We start from the raw sequence: 23,890 nt of genomic DNA on the forward strand, positions 1-23,890 counted from the left end.
GCGCCCGGCCCGCGATCGCTCCCGGCGCCCCGCCCCGTCCGGCCCGGCGGTCCGCCCTCAGGCGGCCTTCACGGCGGCGAGGAAGGTCGCGACCTCCTGGCCGAGGCTCGTCGAGTAGCGGGCCAGTTCCTGCGCGGCGCTCAGGACCTGACCGGAGGCCGTGCCGGTCTCGCGGGCCGCCTGCCGGACGTCGGCGATGTCGGTGCTCACCGCCTGGGTGCCCTGCGCCGCCTGGGTGACGTTCCGGACGATCTCGCTCGTCGCCGCGCCCTGCTCCTCCATGGCGGCGGCCACGCTGAGCGCCACCGTGCGCATCTCGTCGATCGTGCCCCCGATCGTCCGCATCGACTCGACCGCCTGCCGCGTCTCGTTCTGGATGGCGGCGATCTGCGTCGCGATCGTCTCGGTCGCCCGGGCCGTCTGCGAGGCCAGCGCCTTCACCTCGCCGGCCACCACCGCGAAGCCCTTGCCGGCCTCGCCGGCGCGGGCGGCCTCGATGGTGGCGTTGAGCGCCAGCAGGTTGGTCTGGCCGGCGATCCCGGCGATCAGGCCCATCACCTCGCTGATCTGGTCCGTGCCGCGGGAGAGCACCTGCATCAGGGCGTTGGTCTGCGCCACGTCCGTCCCAGCCCGGTCGGCCATCGCGGAGGACTGGGCGACGCGGGACGCGATCTCGTGGATCGAGGCGGCCATCTCCTCGCTGGCCGCCGCCACGGTCTGCACGTTGCTGGAGGTCTGCTCGGAGGCCGCGGCGACGCGCACGGACTGGTCGGTGGTCCGCGCGGCCGTGCGGGTCATCTCCCGGGCCGTGGCCTCCATCTCCACCGCGGCCGCCGACAGGCCCTGCGTCAGCGCGCTGACCTGCGCGTCGAACCGGGCGGTGACCGCGTCCAGCATCTGGGCGCGGCGCATCTTGGCGTCGTTCTCCGCCACGGCGGTCGCGTCGGCCGCGCGCTTGGCGATCAGGGCGTCCTTGAACACCTGGACGGCGCGCGCCATGGCGCCGACCTCGTCGCCGCGGCGCTGGTCGGCGACCGTCACCGCGAGGTCGCCGTCGGCGAGGCCGCGCATCGCCGCGGTCAGGCGGGTGATGGGCCGCGACAGGCCGCTGCCGACGAGCAGGAGCAGCGCCAGGATCGGCAGGGCGAGGCCGGCGGACCAGAGGGCGAGGGTGATCCCCCGGTCGCGCACGGCCGCGTGGACGTCGTCCCGGTACAGGCCGGTGGCGACGATCCAGCCCCACGGCTTGAACATCTGCACGCTCGCGACCTTCTCCACCGGCACGGACCCGCCGGCGCGCGGCTTCATGTAGTCGACGAAGCCGGAGCCGTCGCGCTGAGCGGTCTCGACCATCTCGGCGAAGTAGCGCTTCCCGCCCGGGACGTCGGTCTGGTCCAGCACCTGCTTGCCGACGTTCTTGGCGTTGAACGCGTTGGCGATCAGGTGGCCCTGGTCGTCGAGGACGAAGAAGTAGTCCTCGCTGCCGAAGCGCAGGGCGGTGATCGCCGCGAGGGCCGCCTTCTGCGCCTCGGCGACGGGCATCTGCCCCGTCCGGGCCTGCGCCTCGTAGTGGACGAGTAGGCTCTGCGCGACCTCGGTCAGGCGCCGCGTCATCAGGGCGCGGTCCTCGAGCGCCGAGCCGCGCATGTCGACGAAGCTCAGGGCGCTGAGGGCGCCGATGGCCAGCAGCACCAGGGCCATCACGGCCGCGAGCTTGTGGCGGAGCTTGAGATTGGCGAGGCCTCGCCACGGCGCGACGCGGTCGGCGGGCGGGCGGCGGGTCTGCGTGGGGGTCATCCGAGCACCGGAAGAGGAGGCCTGCGGCCGGCCGGCAGGGACTCGCCGTCGGCGCGCACGGGCTCAACCTCGTGCAATCGGGTTAGGAAATCGCAAAGATCTGCGGCCGTTAGCCGGCGAATATCGGCGTCAGGTCAACCGATGCGGTCCAGTCTAGAAATTTACATGGATCAGTATCGGGGTCGGGCCGTTCGACGTCCCGCGACTACGCGCTCACGCTGTACTGGATCGGCTTGAAGCTGCCGTTGTTGGATTGCAGGGCCGAGCAGGCGGTCAGCCCGATGATCAGGTCGGTCTCGGCCACGAACACGATCCGGTCCCCCGCCCGGCTGAGGGGCGGCGCCACGGTGAGCGCCCCGGTCGTGCCGTCGACCGGCACGTTCATGAAGCAGTTGAACGCCACCGGGATCGCGTCCGGCGCGATCCCGTAGGGGGCGAGCGCCGCCGCCAGGTTGCCGAAGCAGCCGCGATGCGGGTTCGTGTCGCCGTAGATGATGCGGAACGTGTCGGCCGAGCACGGGGTCAGCAGGAAATCGTGCCGTCCCACCGTGTCCTCGACGATCCGCAGCAGGATGTTGGACCGGTTCGAGTAGAGCGGGTCGCCGGCGGTGAGATAGATCCGGCTGGCGTAGTCGAGGGTCCGGCCCGACGAGATCACCTCCCCCGTATCGTGGCGGTTGAAGGCGAGGAGGTCGGCCACCTGCTCCCCGCACGGGTCGATCACCGTGAGGCGCTGGCCCCGGTCGAGGGTGAAGGCGACGCCGGAGCGCGGCTCGATCGTCTGCACGTCCGCTTGGCACATGGTGGGTTGGCTCACTCGGTTCCGGGGTCTGCGATCCGACGGGCTCAGGCGCCGCTGCCCGGCAGCGCGCGGGCGAAGGGCGGGACCGGCGGGTGCCAGTCCCGGGCCTCGGGGGACGGCGCCGGTCGGCCCTTCATCGGGCAGCGCCAGTCCGCGTCGACCGCGCGGCCGCTGTACTGGCGCGCCTCCGAGGTCTCGCCGTGGCGCGCCAGCATCGGGTTCACGCTGCCGGCGAGGGCCTCGTCCCGCTCCAGGATCGCGGCGCGCAGCTTCTCGTAGCGCCCCTCCGCGCGCAGCCGCTCGAACTGCGCGTGCAGGTTGAAGACCAGGACCGGCGACGAGAAGCGTCGCGCCGGCCGGCTCGCCTGCGGGTGCAGGCCGACCACGAAGAACGCCTCGCCGCCGAAGCTCAGGGAGAAGTGCGGATTGTCGGGATCGTCGGCCACGCGGGCATCGTGGGGCTGGCCGAGCCAGGCATCCTTGTCGGTCAGGGATTGCGCGCGCGCCCAGAGGTTCCGCTCGAACGCTTCCTCCGAGAGGTCGCCCGGACCCTCGAACACGACCGCGAAACTCTGGAACAGGTCGGGCTGCGCGCGGTACTGCGCCACGAAGGCGAGCAGCGCCGGGTAGATCCGCATGTCGTCCCAGCCCGAGGTGATGTCCCGGGCCACCACGATCCGCATCCGCCCGCGCGACAGGGCCGACTTGGCGCCCACGCAGGGGAAGGGCGGGTTCCGGATGAAGTCGCGGAAGGCCTCGGCACGGGGGTGCTCTCGGTCGTCGCGGGGAAGATGCATGCCGGTCCTGCCCGTTCTCTGCGCAGGCGGCCTCAACCGTGAGGCGGCCGCCGTTCGGGACTCCGGCAACACCAGTGCGATGCCGCCGTTCCGTCCTGCGACAGGTCGTCCGGGGGATAAGGTGAATCTCGCGCCAAGCGGGCAAGATGTGTCCGACCGTCCGGCCAATATTCCGTGGATCAGCGCTGCCGAGTAAACATAGGTTAAGGCTAGGAAGACTCGCGGTGTCGGCGCCGCTCCGGCGCTGTGCTGCCGCGCTGGCCGCCGGGACTGCGCCGGGTCGCGGCGCGGCAGGCTCAGCCCCGGCCGGCCTGGCGCGGCAGGCTCAGCCCCGGCCGGCCGCCCGCGCCCGGTGCCGCGTCGCCGCGGCGGACCCGAAGGCCTCGAACAGGGTGCGGTTGATCGGGTTGGTCGCCGGGTCGTGCTCGGCGTGCCACTGGACGCCCAGCGCGAAGCCCGCCGCGTCGCGGACGCGGATCGCCTCGACCGTCTCGTCCTCGGCGATGCCCTCGATCGCGATCCGGGCTCCGGGCTCCAGGATGCCCTGGCCGTGCAGGGAGTTCACCCGGATCGTCTCGCGCTCCAGGAGGCGGGCGAAGGCGCCCCCGGGCGTGAGCCGGACCTCGTGACGGTCGGCGAAGATCACCTCCAGGTCCGGGTGGATCTCGCCGTTCTCGAGGCGCGGCATGCGGTGATTGAGCCGGCCCGGGAGATCGCGGATCTCCGGGTGCAGGCTGCCCCCGAAGGCGACGTTGATCTCCTGGAAGCCGCGGCAGATGCCGAACAGCGGCACGCCGCCCGCCACGCAGGCCTCGATCAGCGGAAGCGCCACGGCGTCGCGATCCTCGTCGTAGGGTTCGTGCGCCGCGCAGGGCTCGGTGTTGAAGCGCGTCGGGTGGACGTTGGCGCGGCCGCCCGTGAGGAGGACGCCGTCCACGGTGTCGAGGAGGTCGCCGAGGTCGGTGATCGCCGGCACGGCGGCGAACATCAGCGGCAGGGCGCCGGCCACCGCGGCGACCGCCCGCATGTTGTTCTCGCCGACGATCTGCGCCGGGAAGCGGCTATCGATCAGGCGCGCGTTGCCGATGACGCCGATCACGGGTCTCGCCATCGTCCCGGCTGCTCCTCGATCCTGTCCTGGCCGCGCGGCGGGCCGCCGCACGCCGCGGCAGGCTCTACGACCCACGCAAGGCCGGCGCCAGTCCCGTCCGGCTCAGGGCGGCGACAGAACACCCGCTTCCGAAGCCTCGGCGCGGAGAACCTCGGCCACGCGCTCGGGCGCCTCCTCGTGGGCGAGGTGGCCGAGGCCGCGGATCAGGCGGACGCGGGCGTCGGGCAGGCGGTCGCGCAGCGCGAAGGCGGTGTCCGGCAGGATGGCCTTGTCGTCGCCGCCGACGACCAGCAGGGTCCGGGTCGCGAGGCCGGGCAGCGCCCGGTGCAGGCCGGCGAGATCCCAGTTCGCCATCATCCCCAGCGCGCCGCGGACATGGCCGGCCCGGGCGAAGAGCCGCCGGTAGAGGTCGACCCCCTCCGGGTCGAGGCGCGAGCCGGTCCCCTCGATGAGCCGCCGGGCCGCCGACCGGTCCGCCGTCCAGGCGAAGATCCGCGGGGTGAACGGGTTGAGGAACAGCAGCCGCGCCATGCTGGGGAACAGCAGGTTGGCCGCCCCCGGCAGCGGCGCCAGGGCGCCGTTGAAGGCCGTCAGAAGCCGCGGTGCGATGCTCCCGTCGAGGCACATCCGCGCCAGCACGGCCGCGCCGGCCGAGTGGCCCGCGGCCAGGACCGGCGGCCGGCCGAGCGCCGCCACGAGGCCCGCCACGGCCCGGGCCATGCCGGGCAGGGACAGATCGGCGTCGGGCAGCGGATCCGTGAAGCCGTGTCCCGGCAGGTCCGGTGCGATCACGAAGAAGTCCCGGGCGAGGAGCGGGGCCAGACCGCGCCAGGAATGCGTGGCCGCGCCGGTCCCGTGCAGGAGCAGCAGCGTCGGGGCATCCGGAGATCCGAATTCCTGGACGTGCCAGCGCAGCCCGGCCGCCTCCACGAAGCGGCTGGCCGCCCGGTGGGGCCAGTCCCGACCCTCCACGGCCCAGTCGGGCCTGTCCGCGTCGAGGCCGGTCAGCATGCGCCCGTCTCCCGCATTGCGGCATGTCCGGCCGGTCCGAGGGGGGCGGCGGTGCTATCGTTCATGGCCGGAAGTATTTCGTAACACTGAACAATCCTATGCGGCGGCCGCATGCCACCGGTGAGCGGAGGTCGATTGCTGCGCTGCAACAGCGGCGGCATATCACGGGCGAGCAAGAACAAGACGCGTCCGCCGACTTCGGAGAAGGCCATGATCCTCTTCACCTCCTCGACCCAGAACATCGCCGCCCCGGTCTCCGGCGGCTGGAGCCTCAAGGCCATCGTTCGCGAGATGCTGAACTCCTGGCTCGCCCATCACCAGCGCCTCGCCGACAGCGGCATCGGCGGCGACCTCTGACACCCCGTCCCAGGCTCGAAGGGCGCGGCGCTCAGAGCGCCGCCCTCACCGCCGCGCTGAGCTGACCGGCCTCGGCCCGCGGCAGTTTCAGGTAGCGGGCGCCCATCGCGTCCGCGATTGAACGGGCCTCGTCGCCCCTTGTGCCGGTATCGACCACGAGTGCCGGTAGCCCGGCCGCACGCAGGGCGCGGGCCGCCTGCAGGGCCTCCGCGCCCGCGCGCGCCCGTCCCCCCTCCCCCGACCGCGCGACGTTGGCGCGCCCGTCAGTCAGCAGCACGATCGCCGGCCGGCTGCCGCCGCGGCGCACGCCCAGCGCCACCGCGACCGCCGCGTCGATCCCCGCCGCGAGGNGGCAGGCGCCGCCAGGGTGTTCCGGGAGGCAGCGCCGCCCGCAGGATGTCGAGCCAGCGCTCGCGCACCGGCCCGGCGGGGGCCCGCAGCACCGCGCCGCCGAACCCGTGCGGGTCGGCGGCGAGCAGACGCGCGGCCAGACCGGCCTCGGCCCAGGAGCAGGCCGGTGTCCCTTCCCGCTCCGCGGGATTGCGCTGGTCAAGCATCGGTTCGAGCGGGGCGCGACGGCTTCCCGCTCCCGAGCGGAGGACGAGGATCAGACCTGTCGATCGGACCGCACCGCAGGCGACGGAGCGCGACCGGCCCCCTCTCCCGAGCGGGAGAGGGTTGGGGTGAGGGATGCGGAGTTCCAGACCTGAGCACGCCCGCGAAGCGCGTTCGGGTCGAGCCTCGTCCGGACGGTTCTCGTCCCTCACCCTGTCCCGCTCCCGCCCCGGAGAGGGGACCCGCGCGCCTTTCAGAGCCGACTCGGCCAGAGCCGCGCGATGAACGCCCTCGCGCTTTCGGGGGGCGCAGCGGCGCCGTCACGCGAACACCTCCGCCAGCGCCCGCTCCACCCGGGCGGTGGATCCGGATTCGTCGAGCGGGTTGCGGCGCAGGCGGTGGCGCAGGGACGCCGGGGCGATGCGGCGGATATGGTCGTCGGTGACCGCCACGGCGCCGTCGAGGGCGGCGAGCGCCCGGGCGGTGCGCATCAGGGTCAGCTCGCCGCGCAGCCCGTCGGTGCCGAGCGCGAGGCAGAGCCGCGCCGCGCGCTCCAGGGCGGCATCCGGCACGGTCACGGACGGCAGGCGCTCCCGCGCCAGCAGGATTCGTTTTTGTATTTTCCGCTCCTCGCCGGCGCGCGCGGCGCAGAAGCCTTCCGGGTCGCGCTCGTAGGCGTCGCGGGCGCGCACGACCGCGATGCGGGTCGGGATGTCCCTCGGGGTCACGACCTCGCAGGCGAGCCCGAACCGGTCGAGGAGCTGCGGGCGCAGCTCGCCCTCCTCCGGGTTGCCGGACCCGACCAGCACGAACCGCGCCGGGTGGCGCAGGGACAGGCCCTCGCGCTCGACGGTGTTGACCCCCGAGGCGGCCACGTCGAGCAGCAGGTCGACGAGGTGGTCCTCGAGGAGATTCACCTCGTCGATATACAGGAAGCCGCGGTTGGCCCGGGCGAGCAACCCCGGCTCGAAGGCCTTCACGCCGGCACCGAGCGCCCGCTCGAGGTCGAGGGTGCCGACCACCCGGTCCTCGGTGGCGCCGAGGGGCAGGTCCACGACCGGCACCGGCGTCTTGTGGCTCTTGCGCGGGCCGCCCGCGGCGCAGTGCGGGCAGGATTCCGCCGGGCTGTCGGGGTCGCAGTTGTACGGGCAGGCGACCACCGCCCGCATCGGCGGCAGCAGGGCGGCCAGCGCCCGGATCGCCGTGGACTTGCCGGTGCCGCGGTCGCCGAAGACCAGCACGCCGCCGACCGCCGGGTCCACCGCCGCGATCAGCAGCGCCTGGCGCATCTCGTCCTGGCCGACGATGGCCGAGAAGGGGAAAGTGGGCACGCGTTGACTCGAGCTTGCGGGGGCATCCGACCCACCCCCTCATCCTGGGGTGCCGAAGCGCGGCGGAGGCCCCGAAGGCGATCTCCAGGGTTCGCGCGGCCGGCTGGAGCCCTCCTTCGAGGCCCGCTCACGCGGGCGACTCAGGATGAGGGTGCGGGTGGGGGAAAGGGAAGCCCTACTCCGCCGCCTTCTGCCGGAGCCCGATCCGCCCCCAGATCGTGGTGAGCGCCTCGACCAGATGGGCGATGTCGGCGTCGGTGTGCAGCGGCGACGGGGTGATCCGCAGGCGCTCGGTGCCGCGGGCCACGGTCGGGTAGTTGATCGGCTGCACGTAGATGCCGAACTCGTCGAGCAGGGTGTCGGAGATCCCCTTGCACAGTACGGGGTCACAGACCATCACCGGCACGATGTGGCTGTCGTTGGGCATGGTCGGGATGTCGGCGGCCTCCAGGGCCTGCCGGACCTTCGCCACGCGCTCCTGATGCCGGGCGCGCTCGGCGCCGCTCTCCTTGAGGTGGCGGATGCTCGCCGCCGCGCCCGCCGCCACGGCCGGGGGCAGCGAGGTCGTGAAGATGAAGCCCGAGGCGAAGCTGCGCACGAAGTCGCAGAGCTTCTCGGAGGCCGTGATGTAGCCGCCGTGCACCGCGAAGGCCTTGCCGAGCGTGCCCTCGATGACGTCGAGCCGGTGGGCGACGCCGTCCCGCTCCGAGATGCCGCCGCCGCGGGCGCCGTAGAGGCCGACCGCGTGGACCTCGTCCAGGTAGGTGAGCGCCCCGTGGGCCTCGGCCACGTCGCAGATCTCGGCGATCGGCGCGATGTCGCCGTCCATCGAGTAGACCGACTCGAAGGCCACCAGCTTCGGCCGGGCCGGGTCGACCAGCGCGAGCTTCCGGTTCAGGTCTTCGGGGTCGTTGTGGCGGAAGATGTGGCGCTCGGCGCGGGAGAACCGGATGCCCTCGATCATCGAGGCGTGGTTCTCGGAATCGGAGAAGACCGCGCAGTTCGGCAGGCGCGACGCCAGGGTCCCGAGCGCCGCCCAGTTCGATACGTAGCCGGAGGTGAACAGCAGGGCCGCCTCCTTGCCGTGGAGGTCGGCGAGCTCGCGCTCCAGGAGCACGTGGTAGTGGTTGGTGCCCGAGATGTTGCGGGTGCCGCCGGCGCCCGCGCCGCAGCGGTCGATCGCCGCGTGCATCGCCCCGGTGACGGTCGGGTGCTGGCCCATGCCGAGATAGTCGTTGGAGCACCAGACCGTGACCGGCCGGGTGCCGCCGGCATGGTGGTGCGTGGCGTGCGGGAAGTTGCCCGCGTGGCGCTCGAGGTCGGTGAAGACCCGGTAGCGGCCCTCCCGGTGGAGCCCGGCGATCTCGCCTTCGAAGAAGGTCTCGTAATCCATGTCGCCTCTCCCCGAACTGGTCTGCGGGTTGATCCCGCCTGTGAACCCGGATTTCGCTTTGGACGAATTCCAGATGGATGTGCGTAGCAATCCCGGATGTAGCGGTCCGGGCGATCGGCCTTCGACACCGTGCCCGGGACGCGGGTCCGGGACCGGGCTCCAAGTTCTCGTTATGGCGGACGGATCACGAAGAACTGGTTCTCGTGCGTCCGCGCCGTGCCCGATATCCTGATCCCCTTCGGCGGCCACGTCCTTGAGGACCGGACGCGCACGCCGCATTGATCTAGATCTAGTCCCGCCGCGCCGCCTCCTCCGCGCCCCGCGCCGGCAGGCTCCAGCGCCACAGCTCGGCCGAGGGCAGCGGCAGCATCAGGAACCAGTGCTCCAGGGTGGCGAGCGCGGTCAGCGTCGCCAGGACCGTGAAGCCGATCAGCTCGTGCTCCAGCAGGTCGGCGCCGAGCGCCGCCCGGCCGAGCAGCGCCGCCGCGATGGTCCCGAGGCTCACCGAGACCGGGAACAGCAGGTTCATCGGCTTCCGCGAGAGGTAGCAGGCGAGGTAGCCGAGATGGTCCGGCAGGAACTCGGCGTGGAGGTTGCGCACCCCGAGGAACAGGTTGAGCCGCGCCGAGAGGTTCATCACCACCAGGGTGCCGTAGGTCCACAGGGCGAAGCGGTTGGGGCTGCCCCAGACCAGGGCCAGGATCGCGAGGCCGCCGACCACGATGGCGAATTCGTGCCACAGGCTGGTGGCGAGCGCGGCGAGGAACCGGTCGAGTCCCCGCACGCTCGGCGCGCAGGCCACGGGCCGCGGACCGGACAGGAAGCCCATGTAGTAGCTCATCTCCTGCCAGCCCCAGACGACGAGCGCCGCCGTGAAGGCCGTGTAGGCCCCCGTGGCGCTCGTGTCGGCGGCGCTGGACCGGATCGCCACCAGAGCGCCCGCGAGCAGCAGGGTCGCCCCGGCCATGCTCCACGGATGCGTCCGCCGCGGGGCGTGGTCGAGCAGCAGGATCAGACCGGTGGAGAACCACCAGAGCAGGACCGCGTACAGCACCGGGGCGGCGTAGGTGGCCATGCTACCAGACCGGCTGGAGGCGGATGTCGGCCGGCAGGGCGTTGGCCTTGACGGGGAGGAGATACAGCCGCGCGAAGGTCGCGGCCGCACGGGCGGCGTGGAATCCCTGCAGGACCTTGCCGGCGAGGCCGCCCCGCGCCTTGGCGTCGGCGATCGCCCCGGAGCAGGCGAGCAGCCGGTCGAGCCCCGCCTTGAACTTCGGGTTGTCGAGGTCGAGCTCCAGCGGGAAGGTCTGGCGGGAGATCTCCGAGGTGATCCGGAAGACCTTGAAGTCGTAATCGGTCGGATCGACCCCCAGCGCCTTGTGGAAGGCCGGGCGGTGATGGTCGCGCACGTACATGGTGGCGAAGACGGCGAGCAGGAAGAACCGGATCCAGTAGCGGTTCACGCCGCTCGTCAGCTTCGGGTTGGCGCGCATCAGCAGCGCGAAGGCCTCGCCGTGCCGGAACTCGTCGTTGCACCACAGCTCGAACCACTTGAAGATCGGGTGGATGCGCCGCTCCGGGTGCCGCTCCAGCTCGCGGAAGATCGTGATGTAGCGGGCGTAGCCGATCTTCTCCGAGAGGTAGGTGGCGTAGAAGATGAATTTCGGCCGGAAGAACGTGTACTTCTTGGACTTGGTGAGGAAGCCCAGGTCCACGCCGATGCCGAAATCCTTCAGCGTGTCGTTGATGAAGCCGGCGTGGCGCGCCTCGTCGCGGCTCATGAAGCCGAACAGCTCCTTGATGTCCTTGTTCTTGGCCCGCTTCCTCATCTCGGCGTAGAGCACGCAGCCCGAGAACTCGGCGGTGATCGACGACACGAGGAAGTCCAGAAACTCCTTCCGCAGCTCGGGCTCCATCCGCGACAGGTCGCAGTCGAACTCCTCGTTGCGGGTGAAGTGGCGCTTGTTCGGGTCGGCGCGCAGCTCGGCGATGAGCAGGTCCCAGTCGCGCCGCACCGGCTCGACGTCCGTGCGATCGAGCTCGTCGAAATCGGTCGTGTAGAAGCGCGGGCTGAGGAAGGTCGTCTCCTGGGCGGCCCGGGTCGATTCGTTGACCGGAATCTTCGGAACCGGCTGGCCGGAGGGCGGCGGGACGGGTGCGTTCACAGCTTCCTCCTCTCGGAGAAGCTGACCTCGTAGAGTTCGGTCAGCTCCAGATGGGCGATGAGCTTGGTCCAGGCCCGCTCCAGCGGGCCGGCCCGGGTGACGGTGGCGGTGCGCCGCACGGTGAGGCGCTCGCCGTAGGGCACCGAGGTCGGCGCGTCGTGGACCTGGACCTCGTCGCCGGGCTCGATCTCGAAACCGGCATCGAGGGTCACGTGCGCGTGCAGACTCTCGGGCGTCTGCTCGATCTCCACCGTGCAGGGCACGGTGACGGTGCGGCTGCCGAACAGGCCCATCACCGCGTCTCCGTGGCGGGGGCGCCCGGCGCGGGCATCAGCCGGGCGAAGGCCCCGGCATTGGTCGGCCCGAAGGCTTCGAGCGGCACCTGGCGGCCGGTGGCCTCGTCGGCCAGCGCGAGTCGGCCGTCGTCGTAGCGGGTCAGGCTGAAGGGCTTCCCGGGGCCGAGGCCCTCCCGCTGGCGGGCCTGGGCGAGGCCCCGCAGGGTCCCCCGCAGGAAGCCGTCCTCGCCGGGGCGGATCCAGGCGACGATGTGCCGGTCGGCGACGTCGCGCAGGGCGATCGAGCCGTCGACCTGATCCTCGGCGCGGAACTCCAGGCGCGCCACCGCCTTGGCGGGCGGGAGGGCGACGAGGCCGACCTTCTCGCTCCGGCCGATCAGGACCGCCAGCATGGTGAAGCCCATCAGCGCGCCGGCACCGATCATCAGCAGCGCCGGTGCCGGTCCCGCGACCGCCGGTGGCATGGCCCGGCCGGCGCCCTCCGCCCGCTCGCCCATCGTGCCCCTCCCTATTCGGCCGCGACGAGGCGACCGGGATTCTCGTCCGCTCGGCCGAGACGCGCCACCCGAACCGGCGGCGCGGTGCCGTCGGCATGGGCCTCGAGGGCGCGTGCCAGCAGCGCCGCCGCGGCGTCCGCGTCCGGTACGGAGCGCAGCATGGGCTCGGTCCGGGCGAGATGCCAGGGCCGGACATGCGGCCAGATGTGAAGGTAGGCGATCCGGAGGCCCGGCCGCAACCGCAGGGGCAGGTCGCCGCTGCCATCCGTGAAGGCGCGCAGGGCCGCACTCTCGATCTGCGCGAAGGGCAGGTTGTGGGTCACCGGCAGGGCGATGCCGGCCTGCAGCACGACGCGACGGTTGGTCACCGTGTAGAGCGTCGTCCGGTGGGTCAGCCAGGCGAGCAGCCAGAGCAGCGCGACGGCACCGGCACCGACCGCCAGGGTCGGTCCCACGACCTTCAGCGCCGCGGCGGGCGAGCCCGCAGCGAGGCCGAAGGCCAGGGCGCAGACCGAGAACCACGCGATCACCAAGCGGGCGTGGAACACCCGGACCAGCAGGCCGATCGTGGTCGGTGCACCCTGCCACAGGATGTGCTCGCCCGCCGGCAGCGGGCCGGGCAGACCCCGGGGAGTGCCCTCGGGCAGGAAGTCGCCGCTCATATCAGGGGCTCCGCCCGGGCCGGCGTCGCGTAGAGCGTGCCGGCGCCGAAATAGGACATGATCCGCTCCTCCTCGAGGAAGGTGACGCTGTCGGGATCGCGGGTCGCCGGGATGTCGGCGAACTGGCTGGCGAGCAGCGCCTCGGTCGTCACTGTCTTGGTGAAGCCACCGGCGCGGCAGAAGGTGGTCGGCATCAGCCGGCGGCCGCCCGTCGGGAGCTCGACCTCGTAGTAGCGGATCAGCGACTCGCCGCGGTCGACCCAGACGTCGCTGATCACGCCCGCCACGGCGTCGTCGGTGCCGAATACCGTCATGCCGATCGGATTCGGGCCGTCCTCGTGGATGACGAAGTTCTTCGCCACCCGCAGGGGCACGATGCGGATCTCGTCGTCCCAGGTCCGGTCGTGCACGTCGTGACGGAGCACCCAGGAGCCCGGACCGACGCCGGCCTGGAGCGACGCCTCCGTGCGCTCGTAGGGAGCCCCCGGCCAGGGCTCGACCTTGCGGGCCGGGATGCCGGTCTCGATGTCGTCCCGGCCATGGACCGCCTGCGGCGCGTAGGTCGTCTCGCCGCCCGGCAGATGGAACGCCTTGGACCGCGGGATCAGGATCGGATCATCCGCCTTGCGGCGTCCGACCGCCTCGTTCTCCAGGGGATAGCCCTCCCGCCGGTCCTCGCGGCGCAGCCAGAAGACCAGCCCCGCGAAGAACAGGAAGAAGGCGTAGAGCACGACCTGGGCGACGTCGACGTAACCCGTAAGTGCGCCGGTTGGCATGGTTGACCTCCCCGTGTCTCAGGCCGTCCGGCCGGCAAGATCGCCGCCGAGCCGGTGTTGCGCCTCTGCCCGCGCGTCCTCCCGCACCAGCGGCCCGAGCGCGAGGAGCGCGGCGAACAGCAGGGCGATCTCGATGTGGTAGACGATGAGGTAGCCGATGGCGGGCTCGTTCATGCCCTCGCCGAGCACCCCCGACTGGGCGATGGCGCCGCCGACGTCGCGCACGAGGCCGCTCGCCGCGATCGAGAGGCCGGCCGCGGTCGCCTGCACGGCGCCCCAGGCGCCGAGCGCGAGCCCGGTATCCTCGGGGCCGGCGCGGTTCATCGACGCCGTGAGCGTGCCGTGGGCGAACAGGCCGCCGCCGAGCCCGATCAGGCTCACGCCCGCCGCGAACAGGTCGGCCGAGGCGAGCGGGGCGGCGAAGACCACCGCCGAGAAGGCCAGGATCCCGATCCCGACGCCCACGGCGGAGACGCGGAACGGGTCGCCGCCGCGGCCGAGCCAGCGCGCCGCGACCAGCAGGCCGAGCCCGCCGCCGGCGGCGAGCAGCGCGGTCAGCGCCGTGGTCGCCCCCACCGAGAGGTGCAGGATCTGGCCGCCGTAGGGTTCGAGCAGGATGTCCTGCATGGAGAAGCCCGCCGTGCCGAGCCCGATCGCCACGAGGCGGCGCCGGGCGGTACCCTGCCCGGCATAGGCCCGCCAGGAGGACCGGAAGTCCCGCTCCGGCGCCGTCCGCGTCCGGTTCGGATCGCGCGGCTCCTGCTTCCAGAGGGCGAAGCCGTTGAGGATGATGGTGACCAGCGCCGCGCCCTGGATCACCTGGATGAGCCGGACGGGCGAGAAATGAGCCAGGAACAGGCCGAACAGCACCGCGCTCGCCATCATGCCGAACAGCAGCGCCGCGCAGAGCAGCGCCACCACCTTCGGGCGCGCGTGCGCGGGGGCGAGGTCGGTGGCGAGCGCCAGCCCGACCGTCTGGGTCGTGTGCAGGCCCGCCCCGACCAGCAGGAAGGCCAGGGCCGCCGCGAGGTCGCCGACCCAGAGCGGCCCGGTCGTGTCGCCCGACAGGATCAGCAGGGCGAACGGCATGATCGCCAGGCCGCCGAACTGGAGCAGCGTGCCGAACCAGATGTAGGGCACGCGCCGCCAGCCCAGCACCGAGCGGTGCGTGTCCGAGCGGAAGCCGACCAGCGCCCGCAGGGGGGCGAAGACCAGCGGCAGCGCCAGCATCATCGCGACGATCCAGGCCGGGACGCCGAGCTCGACGATCATCACCCGGTTGAGGGTGCCGATCAGCAGCACCGCGGCCATGCCGACGGTGACCTGGAACAGGGCGAGGCGGAGCAGCCGCCCCAGCGGCAGCTCTGCGGTGGCGGCGTCCGCGAAGGGAAGCACGGCCGGGCCGAGGCGCATCAGGGCGTTGGTGAGCTTCCGGGCGGGGGTCATGGTCGCACCCCGGGTACAGCCGGGCTCCCTGTCCCATCCGCGGGGGGAGGCAGGGTGCGCGTCAGCGCGACCGCGTTCGACAGGTAGAACCCGCTGTTGATCCGGTGGCTCTGCGTCCAGGCGAAGGGGTCGAGGGCCTTCTCCGAGGCGATCCGCCGCCGCAGCCCGCCCTCGGTCACCGGCACGATCGCCGGCGACCGGTCGCCGCGGGGGAAGAACTTTCCGACCGCGTGCATCACGGTGAGCAGGGCCGTGCGCGGCGCCACGGTGAACAGCACCGAGCCGTCCGTGCGCGCGCCCAGAACCGCCAGCGCCCGGGCGATGTCGGCGGCGCGGTAGTGGATCAGCGAATCCATCGCCACCACGTGGTCGAACCGCCCGAGCCCGGGATCGAGCATGTCGCCCACCCGGAAGTCGATGCGCCCCGCGCCGGCGATCGCCGGCAGCCGCTCCTGCGCCAGCCCGATCAGCGTCGGCGAGACGTCGATCGCCACCACCTCGGCGCCACGGCGGGCCGCCTCGACGCTGAGCGCCCCGGTGCCGCAACCGGCATCGAGCAGGCGCAGGCCGGTCATGTCGGCCGGCAGCCAGGAGAGCAGCGTCGCCCGCATGGCGTCGCGCCCGGCCCGCACGGTGGCGCGGATCCGGCTCACGGGCGCGTCCGAGGTCAGGCGCGACCACGCCTCGACCGCGGTGCGGTCGAAGTAGGTGGTCAGCTCGCCCCGGCGGGCGTCGTAGCTGGCGCTGGCCATCGGTCGAACTCCAGACTCAATCGAAACCGAGGAACTCGAACAGGTCGCGGTCCTTCATGGGCTGCGCCTCGCAGGGCTCGGCGCCGGCCCAGAGCGTCTCGGCGAGCCGCATGTACTCGGCGGTCACGGCGTCGAGCTCCGGAGAGGAATCCATCTCGAACAGGGTCGACTTCTTGAGCCGCGAGCGGCGGACCACGTCGAGGTCGGGGAAGTGGGCGAGGCGCTTCAGCCCGACCGCGTCGTTGAACCGGTCGATCTCGTCGGTCTTGGCCGAGCGGTTGGCGATGACCCCGCCGAGCCGCACGCCGTAGTTCTTCGACTTGGCGTGGATCGCCGCGACGATCCGGTTCATGGCGAAGATCGAGTCGAAGTCGTTGGCGGTGACGATCAGAGCCCGGTCCGCGTGCTGGAGCGGCGAGGCGAAGCCGCCGCAGACCACGTCGCCGAGCACGTCGAAGACGACGACGTCGGTGTCCTCGAGGAGGTGGTGCTCCTTGAGGAGCTTCACGGTCTGGCCGACCACGTAGCCGCCGCAGCCGGTCCCGGCGGGTGGGCCGCCCGCCTCGACGCACATCACGCCGTTGTAGCCCTCGACCACGAAATCCTCGACGCGCAGCTCCTCCGAGTGGAAGTTCACCGCCTCCAGGGCGTCGATCACCGTGGGGGCGAGGCGCTTGGTCAGCGTGAAGGTCGAGTCGTGCTTCGGGTCGCAGCCGATCTGGAGCACCCGCTTGCCGAGCTTCGAGAAGGCCACCGACAGGTTCGACGAGGTGGTCGACTTGCCGATCCCGCCCTTGCCGTAGACCGCGAAGACCTTGGCGGTCTCGATGCGGATGTCCGGATCGAGGGAGACCTGGACGCTCCCCTCCTCCTTCCGGGCCACGACGGGGTTGCGGATCGCGATGTTCATGCGGCCACTCCTGCGGTGACGCCTTCCAGGCGGTCCTCCAGCTCCTCCTCGGCCCGGTCGAGGGCGTCGCGCATCGCTGCGTCGGGGGTCCAGAAGCCGCGGCGGTGCGCCTCGATCAGCCTTTGGGCGACCTTGGCGGAGGCGGTGGGGTTCAAGGCGGCCATGCGCTCGCGCATGGCGGGGTCGAGGACGTAGGTCTCGGTGATCCGCTCGTAGATCCAGGGCTGGACCGCGTTGGCGGTGGCCGACCAGCCGACCGTGTTGGTCAGGTGGGTCTCGATCTGGCGGACGCCCTCGTAGCCGTGGCCGAGCAGGCCCTCGTACCATTTCGGGTTGAGCATCCGGGTGCGCGTCTCCAGCGCCACCTGCTCCTCCAGGGAGCGGACGCGCCCCTCCCCGCGGGTCTGGTCGCTGATGTAGATCGGCACCGACTCGCCCTTGGCCCGGGCGACCGCCCGGCCCATGCCGCCGAGCCCGTCGAAGTAGTGGTCGACCGAGGTGACGCCGACCTCGACCGAGTCGAGGTTCTGGTAGGCCATGTCGACGGAGGCGAGCACCGCCTGCATCAGGGCGCGCTGCGGCGCCGGGCGGCCGGTGCGGCCATACGCGAAGCTCTTGCGGCGCGCGAAGGTCTCGCAGAGTTCCGCGTCGTCGTCCCAGTTTCCCGAATCGACCAAGTGGTTGACGTTGGCCCCGTAGGCACCCTCGGCGTTGGAGAAGACGCGGAGTGCGGCCGTCTCCAGGTCGCAGCCCTGCTCGGCCTGGATGGCGAGGGCGTGCCTGCGGACGTAGTTCTGGTCCAGCGGCTCGTCCGCGGTCGCGGCGAGGAAGGAGGCTTCCGCCAGGAGCTTGGTCTGGAGCGGCAGAAGATCCCGGAAGATTCCGGACAGGGTGACCACCGCGTCGATGCGCGGGCGGCCGAGGGTCTCCAGCGGGATCAGCTCGGCGCCGCTCAGGCGCCCGTAGCCGTCGAAGCGGGGCGCGGCGCCGATCAGCGCCAGCGCCTGGGCGATCGGGCCGCCCTCGCTCTTGAGGTTGTCGGTGCCCCACAGGACCAGGGCGACGCTCTCCGGGCAAGGCTTTCCGTCCGCGGCGAAGCGTTCGAGGATGCGGGCCACCTGCCGGGCGCCGTCGGCCACCGCGAAGGCGGAGGGCAGGCGGTAGGGGTCGAAGCCGTGGAGGTTGCGGCCGGTCGGCAGGATCGCGGGGTTGCGCAGCAGGTCGCCCCCGGCCACCGGCGGAACGAAGCGGCCGTCGAGCGCCCGCAGCAGCGCCGGAACTTCATGGTCGCGGGACAGCAGCCGGTCGGTCTCGGCGAGGTTCTTGAGTGTCTCGCGGTTGGCCTCGTCGGCGGAGAGGCCGGAGGCCTTGTGCGCCGCCTCGATCCCCTGCCCGGCCACCAGGGCCTCGATCCCGGCCCGCTCCGGCTTCACGCCATGCGCCGACTCGGCGAGCGCCAGGAGCAGATCGACCCGCTCCTCTTCCGGCGTCCCCTGCCCGACCACGTGCAAACCGTGCGGGATCAGGGTCTGCTCCAGCTCCTGCAGCGCGGTCCAGAGGCCGGAGACCCGCGCCTCCAGATCGCCGGTCCAGGCCGGCTCGGCCGCCGCGAGGTCGACCGCCGCGCCCTGGTCCTGGATCAGCCGGGCCAGCGTCTCGCGCTCACCCGCCGCCTCGGGGCCGAGGCCGCGCCAGCGCTCGATCGAGCTCTTGAGGTCGATCAGCCCGCGGTAGAGCCCGGCCGCCGCGAGGCTCGGGGTCAGGTAGCTCACGAGCGTCGCGGCCGAGCGGCGCTTGGCCAGCGTCCCCTCCGAGGGGTTGTTGGCCGCGTAGAGGTAGACGTTGGGCAGCGCCCCGATCAGCCGCTCCGGCCAGCAGGATTCGGACAGGCCGGTCTGCTTGCCGGGCATGAATTCGAGCGCCCCGTGGGTGCCGAAATGCAGCACGGCGTCGGCGGAGAAGTCCTCGCGCAGGTAGCGGTAGAAGGCGCTGAAGGCGTGGGTCGGCGCGAAGCCGCGCTCGAACAGCAGCCGCATCGGGTCGCCCTCGTAGCCGAAGGCCGGCTGCACGCCGACGAAGACGTTGCCGAACTGCGCGCCCAGCACGAAGATCTCGGCGCCGTTGGTCTGGTGGCGGCCCGGCGCCGGGCCCCACTGGGCCTCGATCTCGGCGAGGTAGGGCTCGCGGCGCAGGTGGTCCTCGGCCGGGACGCGGGCGTGGACGTTGGCCTGGGTGCCGTAGCGCTTGGCATTGCCGTCCAGGATCGCCGCGCGCAGGGCATCGACGCTCTCGGGGATCTCCACCGTGTAGCCGTCCGCCGCCAGACCCTTCAGGGTGTTGAGGAGCGAGGCGTAGACCGACAGGAACGCCGCCGTGCCGGTGGCGCCGGCATTGGGCGGGAAGTTGAACAGCACCACCGCGAGCTTCCGCTCGGCCTTGGCGGTCCGGCGGAGGGAGACCAGCCGCGCGACCCGCTCGGCGAGGCGGGCGGCGCGCTCGGGATGGACCCGCATGTCGCGGGCGTTGTCGGCGCCGGAATTGGCGGAGCGGCCGCCGAACACCATCGGGGCGGTGGCGCCGTCGAGTTCGGGGATCGCGACCATCATGGTCGCCTCGACCGGTGACAGGCCGCGGTCACCCGCCTCCCACTGCTCCAGGGTCTGGAACTCGAGCGCCTGGGCGGCGAGGTACGGCACGTCGAGCCGGGCCAGCATCGCCTCGGCGGCGGCGGCGTCGTTGTAGGCGGGGCCGCCGACCAGCGAGAAGCCGGTGAGCGAGACCAGCGCGTCGATGCGGGCGCGCCCGTCGCGCATGAAGAAGGCGTCGACCGCCGGGCGGTTGTCGAGGCCGCTGGCGAAGGCCGGCACCACGTCGAGGCCCCGCGCTTCCAGGGCCGCGATGACGCCGTCGTAGTGGGCGGTGTTGCCGGCGAGCACGTAGCTGCGCATCACCAGCAGGCCGACGCGGCCCTTGGCGCCCGCGAGGCGCGGCAGCCGCGACGGGTCGGCGCCGATCCGGCCGGGCAGGCGCGGGTGGTAGAGGCCGGTCTCGGGGTAGTCGAGGGGCGCCGGGGCCGCCGGTCCCTCGCGCCAGGCGGCGCGCGCGCCGGCCGCGTAGCGGTGCACGAGGAAGCGCACCAGCGCGGCGACGTTCTCGTCCGAGCCCGCCAGCCAGTATTGCAGGGTCAGGAAGTAGGCGCGCACGTCCTGGGCCGAGCCCGGGATGAAGCGCAGGATCTTCGGCAGCTTGCGCACGAGCGCCATCTGCCGGCCGGCATTGCCCTGCTGGCCGGGCTTGCCGCGCAGCTTCTTGAGGAAGTCGAGGGCGCTGCGCTTGGTGCCGCTCATGTCGAAGCGGCCCAGCCGCGTCGTCTTCACCACCTCGCCGGCCGAGAGGCAGCCGATCATCGCGTCGCAGGCTTCGCGCCGCGCCGCGAGCGCCGGCAGGATCGCCCGGACGTGCTCGTCCATGAACAGCATGGCCGAGAGCACGATGTCGGCCTGCGCGATGTCGGCCCGGCAGGCCTCGAGGGTCGCGGGATCGGTCTCCCACTCGGCCGCCGCGTGGAAGCCCAGCACCAGCCCGGGCATCTCGGTGCGCAGGCGCAGGCGCGCCCGTTCCACCGCGCTCGCCAAGTGATTGTCGAGCGTGACGATGACGACGCGGATCGGCGGCCTAGCGGCCGTAATGCGCTTTGGCATCGTAGAGGGTCTCGATCGTGATGAGCGGCAGGTGCCGCTCCCGGGCGAAGGTCTCGGTGTTGGTGCGCGCCTTCCCGCGCACGAAGAACGGGATCTTCCTCAGCTCCTTCTCGGCCTCGGGCGACCACGCGGTCGCGGCCGGCCGCTCAAGCAGGATCGGAACGGGCGCCGGCGTCGGAGGGGTGTCGGCCGGCGCCCGGTCCGCGGCCTCGAACGCCTCGTCCGCCGGAGTCCCGAGGGACTTGCCGCCGAGATGCGAGGGGCCGACGCCGTCGTGGAATTCGGGATCCTCTCGGAACATGCCGAGGAGGTGCTCTTCGAGGCCCATCATCAGCGGGTGGACCAGGGTGTCGAACAGGACGTTGGCACCCTCGAAGCCCATCTGCGGGGCGTAGCGGGCCGGGAAGTCCTGGACGTGGACCGGCGCGGAGATCACTGCGCAGGGGATGCCGAGCCGCTTGGCGACGTGGCGCTCCATCTGGGTGCCGAGCACCAGTTCCGGCGCGGCCGCGCGGATCGCCGCCTCGACGTCGAGGTAATCGTCGGTGATCAGCGCCTCGATGCCGTGCTCGGCCGCCTCGGCGCGGACCTCGCGGGCGAATTCCCGGCCGTAGGTGCCGAGTCCGACGAGTGTGAAGCCGAGTTCCTTCGCGGCGACCCGGGCGATGCCGATGGCGTGCGTGGCGTCGCCGAACACGAAGACGCGCTTGCCCGTGAGATAGGTCGAATCGACCGAGCGGGAGTACCAGGGCAGCCGCGAGCAGGGACCGTCGAGCACGGGCGCCGGGTCGATCCCGGCGAGGCCCGCCACCTCCTCGACGAACCGGCGCGTGCCGCCGACGCCGATCGGCAGAACGTGCGTGAACGCCTGCCCGAAGGACTTCTTCAGGTACTCCGCGGCCGAGCGGGCGGTTTCGGGATAGAGCACCACGTTGAAGTCGGCGTCCCGGAGGCGGCCGAGATCGGCGGGCGTGGCGCCCAGCGGCGCGACGACATTCACGGCCACGCCGAGGGTGTCGAGCAGACGGCGGATCTCGATCAGGTCGTCCCGGTGGCGGAAGCCGAGTGCCGTCGGCCCGAGGATGTTGCAGAGCGGGCGCCGCCCGGGTTCCCGCGCCGGGCGCGGGGCCGGTGCCCCGGCAAGCGTCCGCACGAGCCGGTAGAAAGTCTCCGACGCGCCCCAGTTCTCCTTCTTCTGGTAGGCCGGCAGCTCCAGCGCGATCACCGGGATCGGCAGGTCCAGCGCCTTGGCGAGGCCGCCCGGATCGTCCTGGATCAGCTCGGCGGTGCAGGAGGCGCCGACGATCATCGCCTGCGGCCGGAACCGTTCGTGAGCGGCCGAGACCGCCTCCTTGAACAGCTCGGCGGTGTCGCGGCCGAGATCCTGGGCCCGGAAGGTCGTGTAGGTGACGGGCGGGCGGGCGTCGCGCCGCTCGATCATCGTGAACAGGAGGTCGGCGTAGGTGTCGCCCTGGGGCGCGTGCAGCACGTAGTGCAGCCCGGACATCGCCGTGGCGACGCGCATCGCGCCGATATGGGGCGGGCCCTCGTAGGTCCAGAGGGTGAGCTGCATGGCGCTACACCTCCAGCAGGGCGCGGCGGCGGAGCGGGCGCACGAACAGCTCGGCGAGGTCGCCGGCCTGCTCGTAGCCCTGCACGGGCGTGAACAGCAGCTCGATCGACCACTTGGTCGAGAGCCCCTCCGCCTCGAGCGGGTTGGCCAGCCCGAGGCCGCAGATCGTGAGATCCGGCCGCGCCGCGCGGCAGCGGTCCATCTGGTCGTCGAGGCTCTGCCCTTCCGTCACCCGCGTGCCCGGGGGCAGCCACTCGATCTCGGCGGCGAGATGCCCCCGGTGCAGGTAGGGCGTCCCGACCTCCACGAGCTCCGCGCCGAGCTCCCGGGCGAGGAAGCGGGCGAGCGGCACCTCCAGTTGCGAATCGGGGAAGAAGAACACGCGCTTGCCGCCAAGTTTCTCGCGATGGGGCGCGAGGGCGGTTCCGGCGCGGGCCCGGCCCGCTGCCGTGGCCTTTTCGAACACGGCTTCGGAGATGCCGAACGCCTCGGCGGCTGCCCGCAGCCAGCCGGTCGTGCCCTCGGCGCCCAGCGGGAACGGCGCGGGCAGCCGGCGGGCGCCGCGCTCATCGAGGGCGCGGGCCGTATCGGTCAGGAAGGGCTGGGCCAGCAGGTAGCGGGTGCCGCGCCCGACCGCCGGCATCGCGCCGGCCCGGCGGGCGGGCAGGAACCTGACATCCGCGATACCCATCGCGGTGAAGAGCCGGAGAAACTGATCCTCCACCACGTCGGCCAGCGCCCCGACCACGAGGAGCGACGGCGCGGCTGCCTCGGTCTCCCGGGGCAAGTCCGGCACGAGGGCCGCGAGGCAGGCATCCTCGCCCTGCGTGAACGTCGTCTCAATGCCGGAGCCCGAGTAGTTCAGCACTCGCACCGGTGCGAGCCGCCCCGACAGGCGCTGGGCCGCCCGGGACAGGTCGAGCTTGATCACCTCCGACGGGCAGGAGCCCACCAGGAACAGGAGCTTGATGTCCGGCCGGCGCTCGATCAGCCGGGTGACGATCCGGTCGAGTTCCTCGTTGGCGTCGGCGAGGCCGGCGAGGTCGCGCTCGTCGATGATCGCGGTCGCGAAGCGCGGCTCGGCGAAGATCATCACGCCAGCGGCGGACTGGATCAGGTGCGCGCAGGTGCGCGAGCCGACCACCAGGAAGAAGGCGTCCTGGATCTTCCGGTGCAGCCAGACGATCCCGGTGAGGCCGCAGAACACGGCCCGCTGACCCTGCTCCTGGCGCAGATCGATGCCGCCGCAGGGCGGCTGGTGGATCAGGGGGGCGTTCATGGCAGCGCCTCCGCGAGACGCGGCGCGCGGCCGCCGGCACCCTCTAGGCGCGCGGCCCGAAGCTTCAGAAGGAACTGGGCCGCGTTGACCACGTAGGTCGCGTAGGCCGCCAGCGCGAGCAGCAGCAGCGCCTGCCCGCTCAGGGCGCCCGTGGCGAGGGCCGCGAGATAGGCGGTGTGGAGGGCCAGCACCAGCATGCTGACCACGTCCTCCCAGAAGAAGGCGGGGGCGAAGAGCCACCGGCCGAACACGACCTTCTCCCAGATCGAGCCGGTCACCATGATCGCGTACAGGGCCACGGTCTTCACGACGACCGAGATCTCGGCCGCCCGCAGGCCGTCATCGGTGCCCAGGGCGCGCAGAACCAGGGCGAGACTGATCAGGAAGATCGCGAACTGGAGGGGCGCCAGCACGCCCTGGACCAGGGTCCAGGGCGAGGAATCGCGCCGATGCCGTTCGGCGGGCGTGTAGAGCGGTCGTGCCGGCCGGTCCTCGGGACCCATGCATCCGCTCCCTGGTGTTCGGCGGCGCCGGACGCTCCGTCGTTGACAGAGGCTAGGGCCGCGGTCCAGGAAGTGTCAAGTGCGCTTGACGGTATCGCGGCGTGACAGGGGGAGAGATATTTTTTCTTCCAATAAGATCATTGCCAAGATCGCCAGGAAGCGTATCGTCGGTGGCG

At 72.1% G+C, this 23,890-nt stretch carries 21 protein-coding genes and 1 pseudogene; 1 reads left to right on the forward strand and 21 read right to left on the reverse strand.

From position 1 onward, the window contains the following. Nucleotides 1-57: 57 nt before the first annotated feature. From MOTC310_RS01890 to bchO, 5 genes are all read right to left on the reverse strand, one after another. Nucleotides 58-1,797 (reverse strand): methyl-accepting chemotaxis protein, encoded by a 1,740-nt coding sequence (locus MOTC310_RS01890; protein ID WP_331300606.1) that lies wholly within the window; start codon nucleotides 1,795-1,797, stop codon nucleotides 58-60. A gap of 205 nt (nucleotides 1,798-2,002) precedes the next feature. After that, nucleotides 2,003-2,599 carry an urea carboxylase-associated family protein gene (locus tag MOTC310_RS01895; protein ID WP_331294052.1) on the reverse strand — a complete coding sequence of 199 codons (597 nt, stop codon included), beginning with the start codon at nucleotides 2,597-2,599 and terminating at the stop codon, nucleotides 2,003-2,005. A gap of 44 nt (nucleotides 2,600-2,643) precedes the next feature. After that, a complete protein-coding gene (gntA, locus tag MOTC310_RS01900) occupies nucleotides 2,644-3,396 on the reverse strand; it encodes a guanitoxin biosynthesis heme-dependent pre-guanitoxin N-hydroxylase GntA (RefSeq protein ID WP_331300607.1) in 753 nt (250 codons plus the stop codon). A 325-nt stretch (nucleotides 3,397-3,721) separates the two neighbouring features. Then, nucleotides 3,722-4,507: a gamma-glutamyl-gamma-aminobutyrate hydrolase family protein gene (locus MOTC310_RS01905; RefSeq protein WP_331294031.1), complete on the reverse strand. Its 786-nt coding sequence runs from the start codon at nucleotides 4,505-4,507 to the stop codon at nucleotides 3,722-3,724. 102 nt (nucleotides 4,508-4,609) lie between these two features. Continuing rightward, nucleotides 4,610-5,518 (reverse strand): alpha/beta fold hydrolase BchO, encoded by a 909-nt coding sequence (bchO, locus tag MOTC310_RS01910; RefSeq protein ID WP_331300608.1) that lies wholly within the window; start codon nucleotides 5,516-5,518, stop codon nucleotides 4,610-4,612. A gap of 210 nt (nucleotides 5,519-5,728) precedes the next feature. Between bchO and MOTC310_RS01915 the strand changes: the two genes are divergently transcribed. After that, entirely contained in the window at nucleotides 5,729-5,875 is a 147-nt protein-coding gene (locus MOTC310_RS01915; protein WP_012318814.1) for a hypothetical protein, read from the forward strand. Between the two features lie 31 nt (nucleotides 5,876-5,906). Here MOTC310_RS01915 and bchD read toward each other — a convergent pair. The 16 genes and pseudogenes from bchD to bchF form a co-directional block, all read right to left on the reverse strand. Further along, nucleotides 5,907-6,239: pseudogene (gene bchD / locus MOTC310_RS01920) on the reverse strand (magnesium chelatase subunit D); the annotation flags it as partial. Between the two features lie 511 nt (nucleotides 6,240-6,750). Next, on the reverse strand, nucleotides 6,751-7,761 hold the full coding sequence (bchI, locus tag MOTC310_RS01925) for a magnesium chelatase ATPase subunit I (RefSeq protein ID WP_331292596.1): 1,011 nt from the start codon (nucleotides 7,759-7,761) through the stop codon (nucleotides 6,751-6,753). Between the two features lie 175 nt (nucleotides 7,762-7,936). Further along, on the reverse strand, nucleotides 7,937-9,154 hold the full coding sequence (gene hemA / locus MOTC310_RS01930; protein WP_331300609.1) for a 5-aminolevulinate synthase: 1,218 nt from the start codon (nucleotides 9,152-9,154) through the stop codon (nucleotides 7,937-7,939). A gap of 289 nt (nucleotides 9,155-9,443) precedes the next feature. Further along, nucleotides 9,444-10,229: a putative photosynthetic complex assembly protein PuhE gene (gene puhE, locus MOTC310_RS01935; protein WP_331292594.1), complete on the reverse strand. Its 786-nt coding sequence runs from the start codon at nucleotides 10,227-10,229 to the stop codon at nucleotides 9,444-9,446. A gap of 1 nt (nucleotide 10,230) precedes the next feature. Next, nucleotides 10,231-11,319 carry a magnesium-protoporphyrin IX monomethyl ester (oxidative) cyclase gene (acsF, locus tag MOTC310_RS01940; protein ID WP_331292593.1) on the reverse strand — a complete coding sequence of 363 codons (1,089 nt, stop codon included), beginning with the start codon at nucleotides 11,317-11,319 and terminating at the stop codon, nucleotides 10,231-10,233. Continuing rightward, nucleotides 11,316-11,612 (reverse strand): hypothetical protein, encoded by a 297-nt coding sequence (locus tag MOTC310_RS01945; protein ID WP_331292603.1) that lies wholly within the window; start codon nucleotides 11,610-11,612, stop codon nucleotides 11,316-11,318. The genes acsF and MOTC310_RS01945 overlap by 4 nt, the downstream gene beginning before the upstream one ends. After that, a complete protein-coding gene (puhC, locus tag MOTC310_RS01950; protein WP_331300610.1) occupies nucleotides 11,612-12,112 on the reverse strand; it encodes a photosynthetic complex assembly protein PuhC in 501 nt (166 codons plus the stop codon). The genes MOTC310_RS01945 and puhC overlap by 1 nt, the downstream gene beginning before the upstream one ends. An 11-nt stretch (nucleotides 12,113-12,123) precedes the next feature. After that, a complete protein-coding gene (gene puhB / locus MOTC310_RS01955) occupies nucleotides 12,124-12,774 on the reverse strand; it encodes a photosynthetic complex putative assembly protein PuhB (RefSeq protein WP_331300611.1) in 651 nt (216 codons plus the stop codon). Further along, a complete protein-coding gene (gene puhA / locus MOTC310_RS01960; RefSeq protein ID WP_331300612.1) occupies nucleotides 12,771-13,550 on the reverse strand; it encodes a photosynthetic reaction center subunit H in 780 nt (259 codons plus the stop codon). The genes puhB and puhA overlap by 4 nt, the downstream gene beginning before the upstream one ends. Before the next feature lie 18 nt (nucleotides 13,551-13,568). Next, a complete protein-coding gene (locus MOTC310_RS01965) occupies nucleotides 13,569-14,996 on the reverse strand; it encodes a BCD family MFS transporter (protein WP_331300613.1) in 1,428 nt (475 codons plus the stop codon). Further along, on the reverse strand, nucleotides 14,993-15,748 hold the full coding sequence (gene bchM, locus MOTC310_RS01970; RefSeq protein WP_331300614.1) for a magnesium protoporphyrin IX methyltransferase: 756 nt from the start codon (nucleotides 15,746-15,748) through the stop codon (nucleotides 14,993-14,995). Before bchM ends, MOTC310_RS01965 begins: the two co-directional genes overlap by 4 nt. Before the next feature lie 16 nt (nucleotides 15,749-15,764). Then, entirely contained in the window at nucleotides 15,765-16,658 is an 894-nt protein-coding gene (gene bchL / locus MOTC310_RS01975) for a ferredoxin:protochlorophyllide reductase (ATP-dependent) iron-sulfur ATP-binding protein (protein ID WP_331300615.1), read from the reverse strand. Beyond that, on the reverse strand, nucleotides 16,655-20,359 hold the full coding sequence (locus tag MOTC310_RS01980) for a magnesium chelatase subunit H (protein WP_331300616.1): 3,705 nt from the start codon (nucleotides 20,357-20,359) through the stop codon (nucleotides 16,655-16,657). The genes bchL and MOTC310_RS01980 overlap by 4 nt, the downstream gene beginning before the upstream one ends. Beyond that, a complete protein-coding gene (bchB, locus tag MOTC310_RS01985; RefSeq protein WP_331300617.1) occupies nucleotides 20,334-21,932 on the reverse strand; it encodes a ferredoxin:protochlorophyllide reductase (ATP-dependent) subunit B in 1,599 nt (532 codons plus the stop codon). Before bchB ends, MOTC310_RS01980 begins: the two co-directional genes overlap by 26 nt. A gap of 4 nt (nucleotides 21,933-21,936) precedes the next feature. Beyond that, complete coding sequence (locus tag MOTC310_RS01990; protein WP_331300618.1) at nucleotides 21,937-23,211, reverse strand: ferredoxin:protochlorophyllide reductase (ATP-dependent) subunit N; 1,275 nt, start codon at nucleotides 23,209-23,211, stop codon at nucleotides 21,937-21,939. Beyond that, on the reverse strand, nucleotides 23,208-23,714 hold the full coding sequence (bchF, locus tag MOTC310_RS01995) for a 2-vinyl bacteriochlorophyllide hydratase (RefSeq protein ID WP_331300619.1): 507 nt from the start codon (nucleotides 23,712-23,714) through the stop codon (nucleotides 23,208-23,210). The genes MOTC310_RS01990 and bchF overlap by 4 nt, the downstream gene beginning before the upstream one ends. Between the last annotated feature and the right edge of the window lie 176 nt (nucleotides 23,715-23,890).

Source organism: Methylobacterium oryzae, assembly GCF_036441375.1.
In the GTDB taxonomy this organism is placed as follows: domain Bacteria; phylum Pseudomonadota; class Alphaproteobacteria; order Rhizobiales; family Beijerinckiaceae; genus Methylobacterium; species Methylobacterium oryzae_A.

What these genes read in the sequence shown, in the direction of transcription:
- bchM (WP_331300614.1), bottom strand. Translation starts at nt 15,748, where the DNA reads ATGGCCAGCGCCAGCTACGACGCCCGCCGGGGCGAGCTGACCACCTAC.
- MOTC310_RS01965 (WP_331300613.1), bottom strand. Translation starts at nt 14,996, where the DNA reads ATGACCCCCGCCCGGAAGCTCACCAACGCCCTGATGCGCCTCGGCCCG.
- MOTC310_RS01990 (WP_331300618.1), bottom strand. Translation starts at nt 23,211, where the DNA reads ATGAACGCCCCCCTGATCCACCAGCCGCCCTGCGGCGGCATCGATCTG.
- bchO (WP_331300608.1), bottom strand. Translation starts at nt 5,518, where the DNA reads ATGCTGACCGGCCTCGACGCGGACAGGCCCGACTGGGCCGTGGAGGGT.
- bchL (WP_331300615.1), bottom strand. Translation starts at nt 16,658, where the DNA reads ATGAACATCGCGATCCGCAACCCCGTCGTGGCCCGGAAGGAGGAGGGG.
- gntA (WP_331300607.1), bottom strand. Translation starts at nt 3,396, where the DNA reads ATGCATCTTCCCCGCGACGACCGAGAGCACCCCCGTGCCGAGGCCTTC.
- puhA (WP_331300612.1), bottom strand. Translation starts at nt 13,550, where the DNA reads ATGCCAACCGGCGCACTTACGGGTTACGTCGACGTCGCCCAGGTCGTG.
- puhE (WP_331292594.1), bottom strand. Translation starts at nt 10,229, where the DNA reads ATGGCCACCTACGCCGCCCCGGTGCTGTACGCGGTCCTGCTCTGGTGG.
- MOTC310_RS01890 (WP_331300606.1), bottom strand. Translation starts at nt 1,797, where the DNA reads ATGACCCCCACGCAGACCCGCCGCCCGCCCGCCGACCGCGTCGCGCCG.
- MOTC310_RS01945 (WP_331292603.1), bottom strand. Translation starts at nt 11,612, where the DNA reads ATGGGCCTGTTCGGCAGCCGCACCGTCACCGTGCCCTGCACGGTGGAG.
- MOTC310_RS01905 (WP_331294031.1), bottom strand. Translation starts at nt 4,507, where the DNA reads ATGGCGAGACCCGTGATCGGCGTCATCGGCAACGCGCGCCTGATCGAT.
- MOTC310_RS01980 (WP_331300616.1), bottom strand. Translation starts at nt 20,359, where the DNA reads ATGCCAAAGCGCATTACGGCCGCTAGGCCGCCGATCCGCGTCGTCATC.
- bchF (WP_331300619.1), bottom strand. Translation starts at nt 23,714, where the DNA reads ATGGGTCCCGAGGACCGGCCGGCACGACCGCTCTACACGCCCGCCGAA.
- hemA (WP_331300609.1), bottom strand. Translation starts at nt 9,154, where the DNA reads ATGGATTACGAGACCTTCTTCGAAGGCGAGATCGCCGGGCTCCACCGG.
- MOTC310_RS01895 (WP_331294052.1), bottom strand. Translation starts at nt 2,599, where the DNA reads ATGTGCCAAGCGGACGTGCAGACGATCGAGCCGCGCTCCGGCGTCGCC.
- bchB (WP_331300617.1), bottom strand. Translation starts at nt 21,932, where the DNA reads ATGCAGCTCACCCTCTGGACCTACGAGGGCCCGCCCCATATCGGCGCG.
- puhB (WP_331300611.1), bottom strand. Translation starts at nt 12,774, where the DNA reads ATGAGCGGCGACTTCCTGCCCGAGGGCACTCCCCGGGGTCTGCCCGGC.
- MOTC310_RS01915 (WP_012318814.1), top strand. Translation starts at nt 5,729, where the DNA reads ATGATCCTCTTCACCTCCTCGACCCAGAACATCGCCGCCCCGGTCTCC.
- puhC (WP_331300610.1), bottom strand. Translation starts at nt 12,112, where the DNA reads ATGGGCGAGCGGGCGGAGGGCGCCGGCCGGGCCATGCCACCGGCGGTC.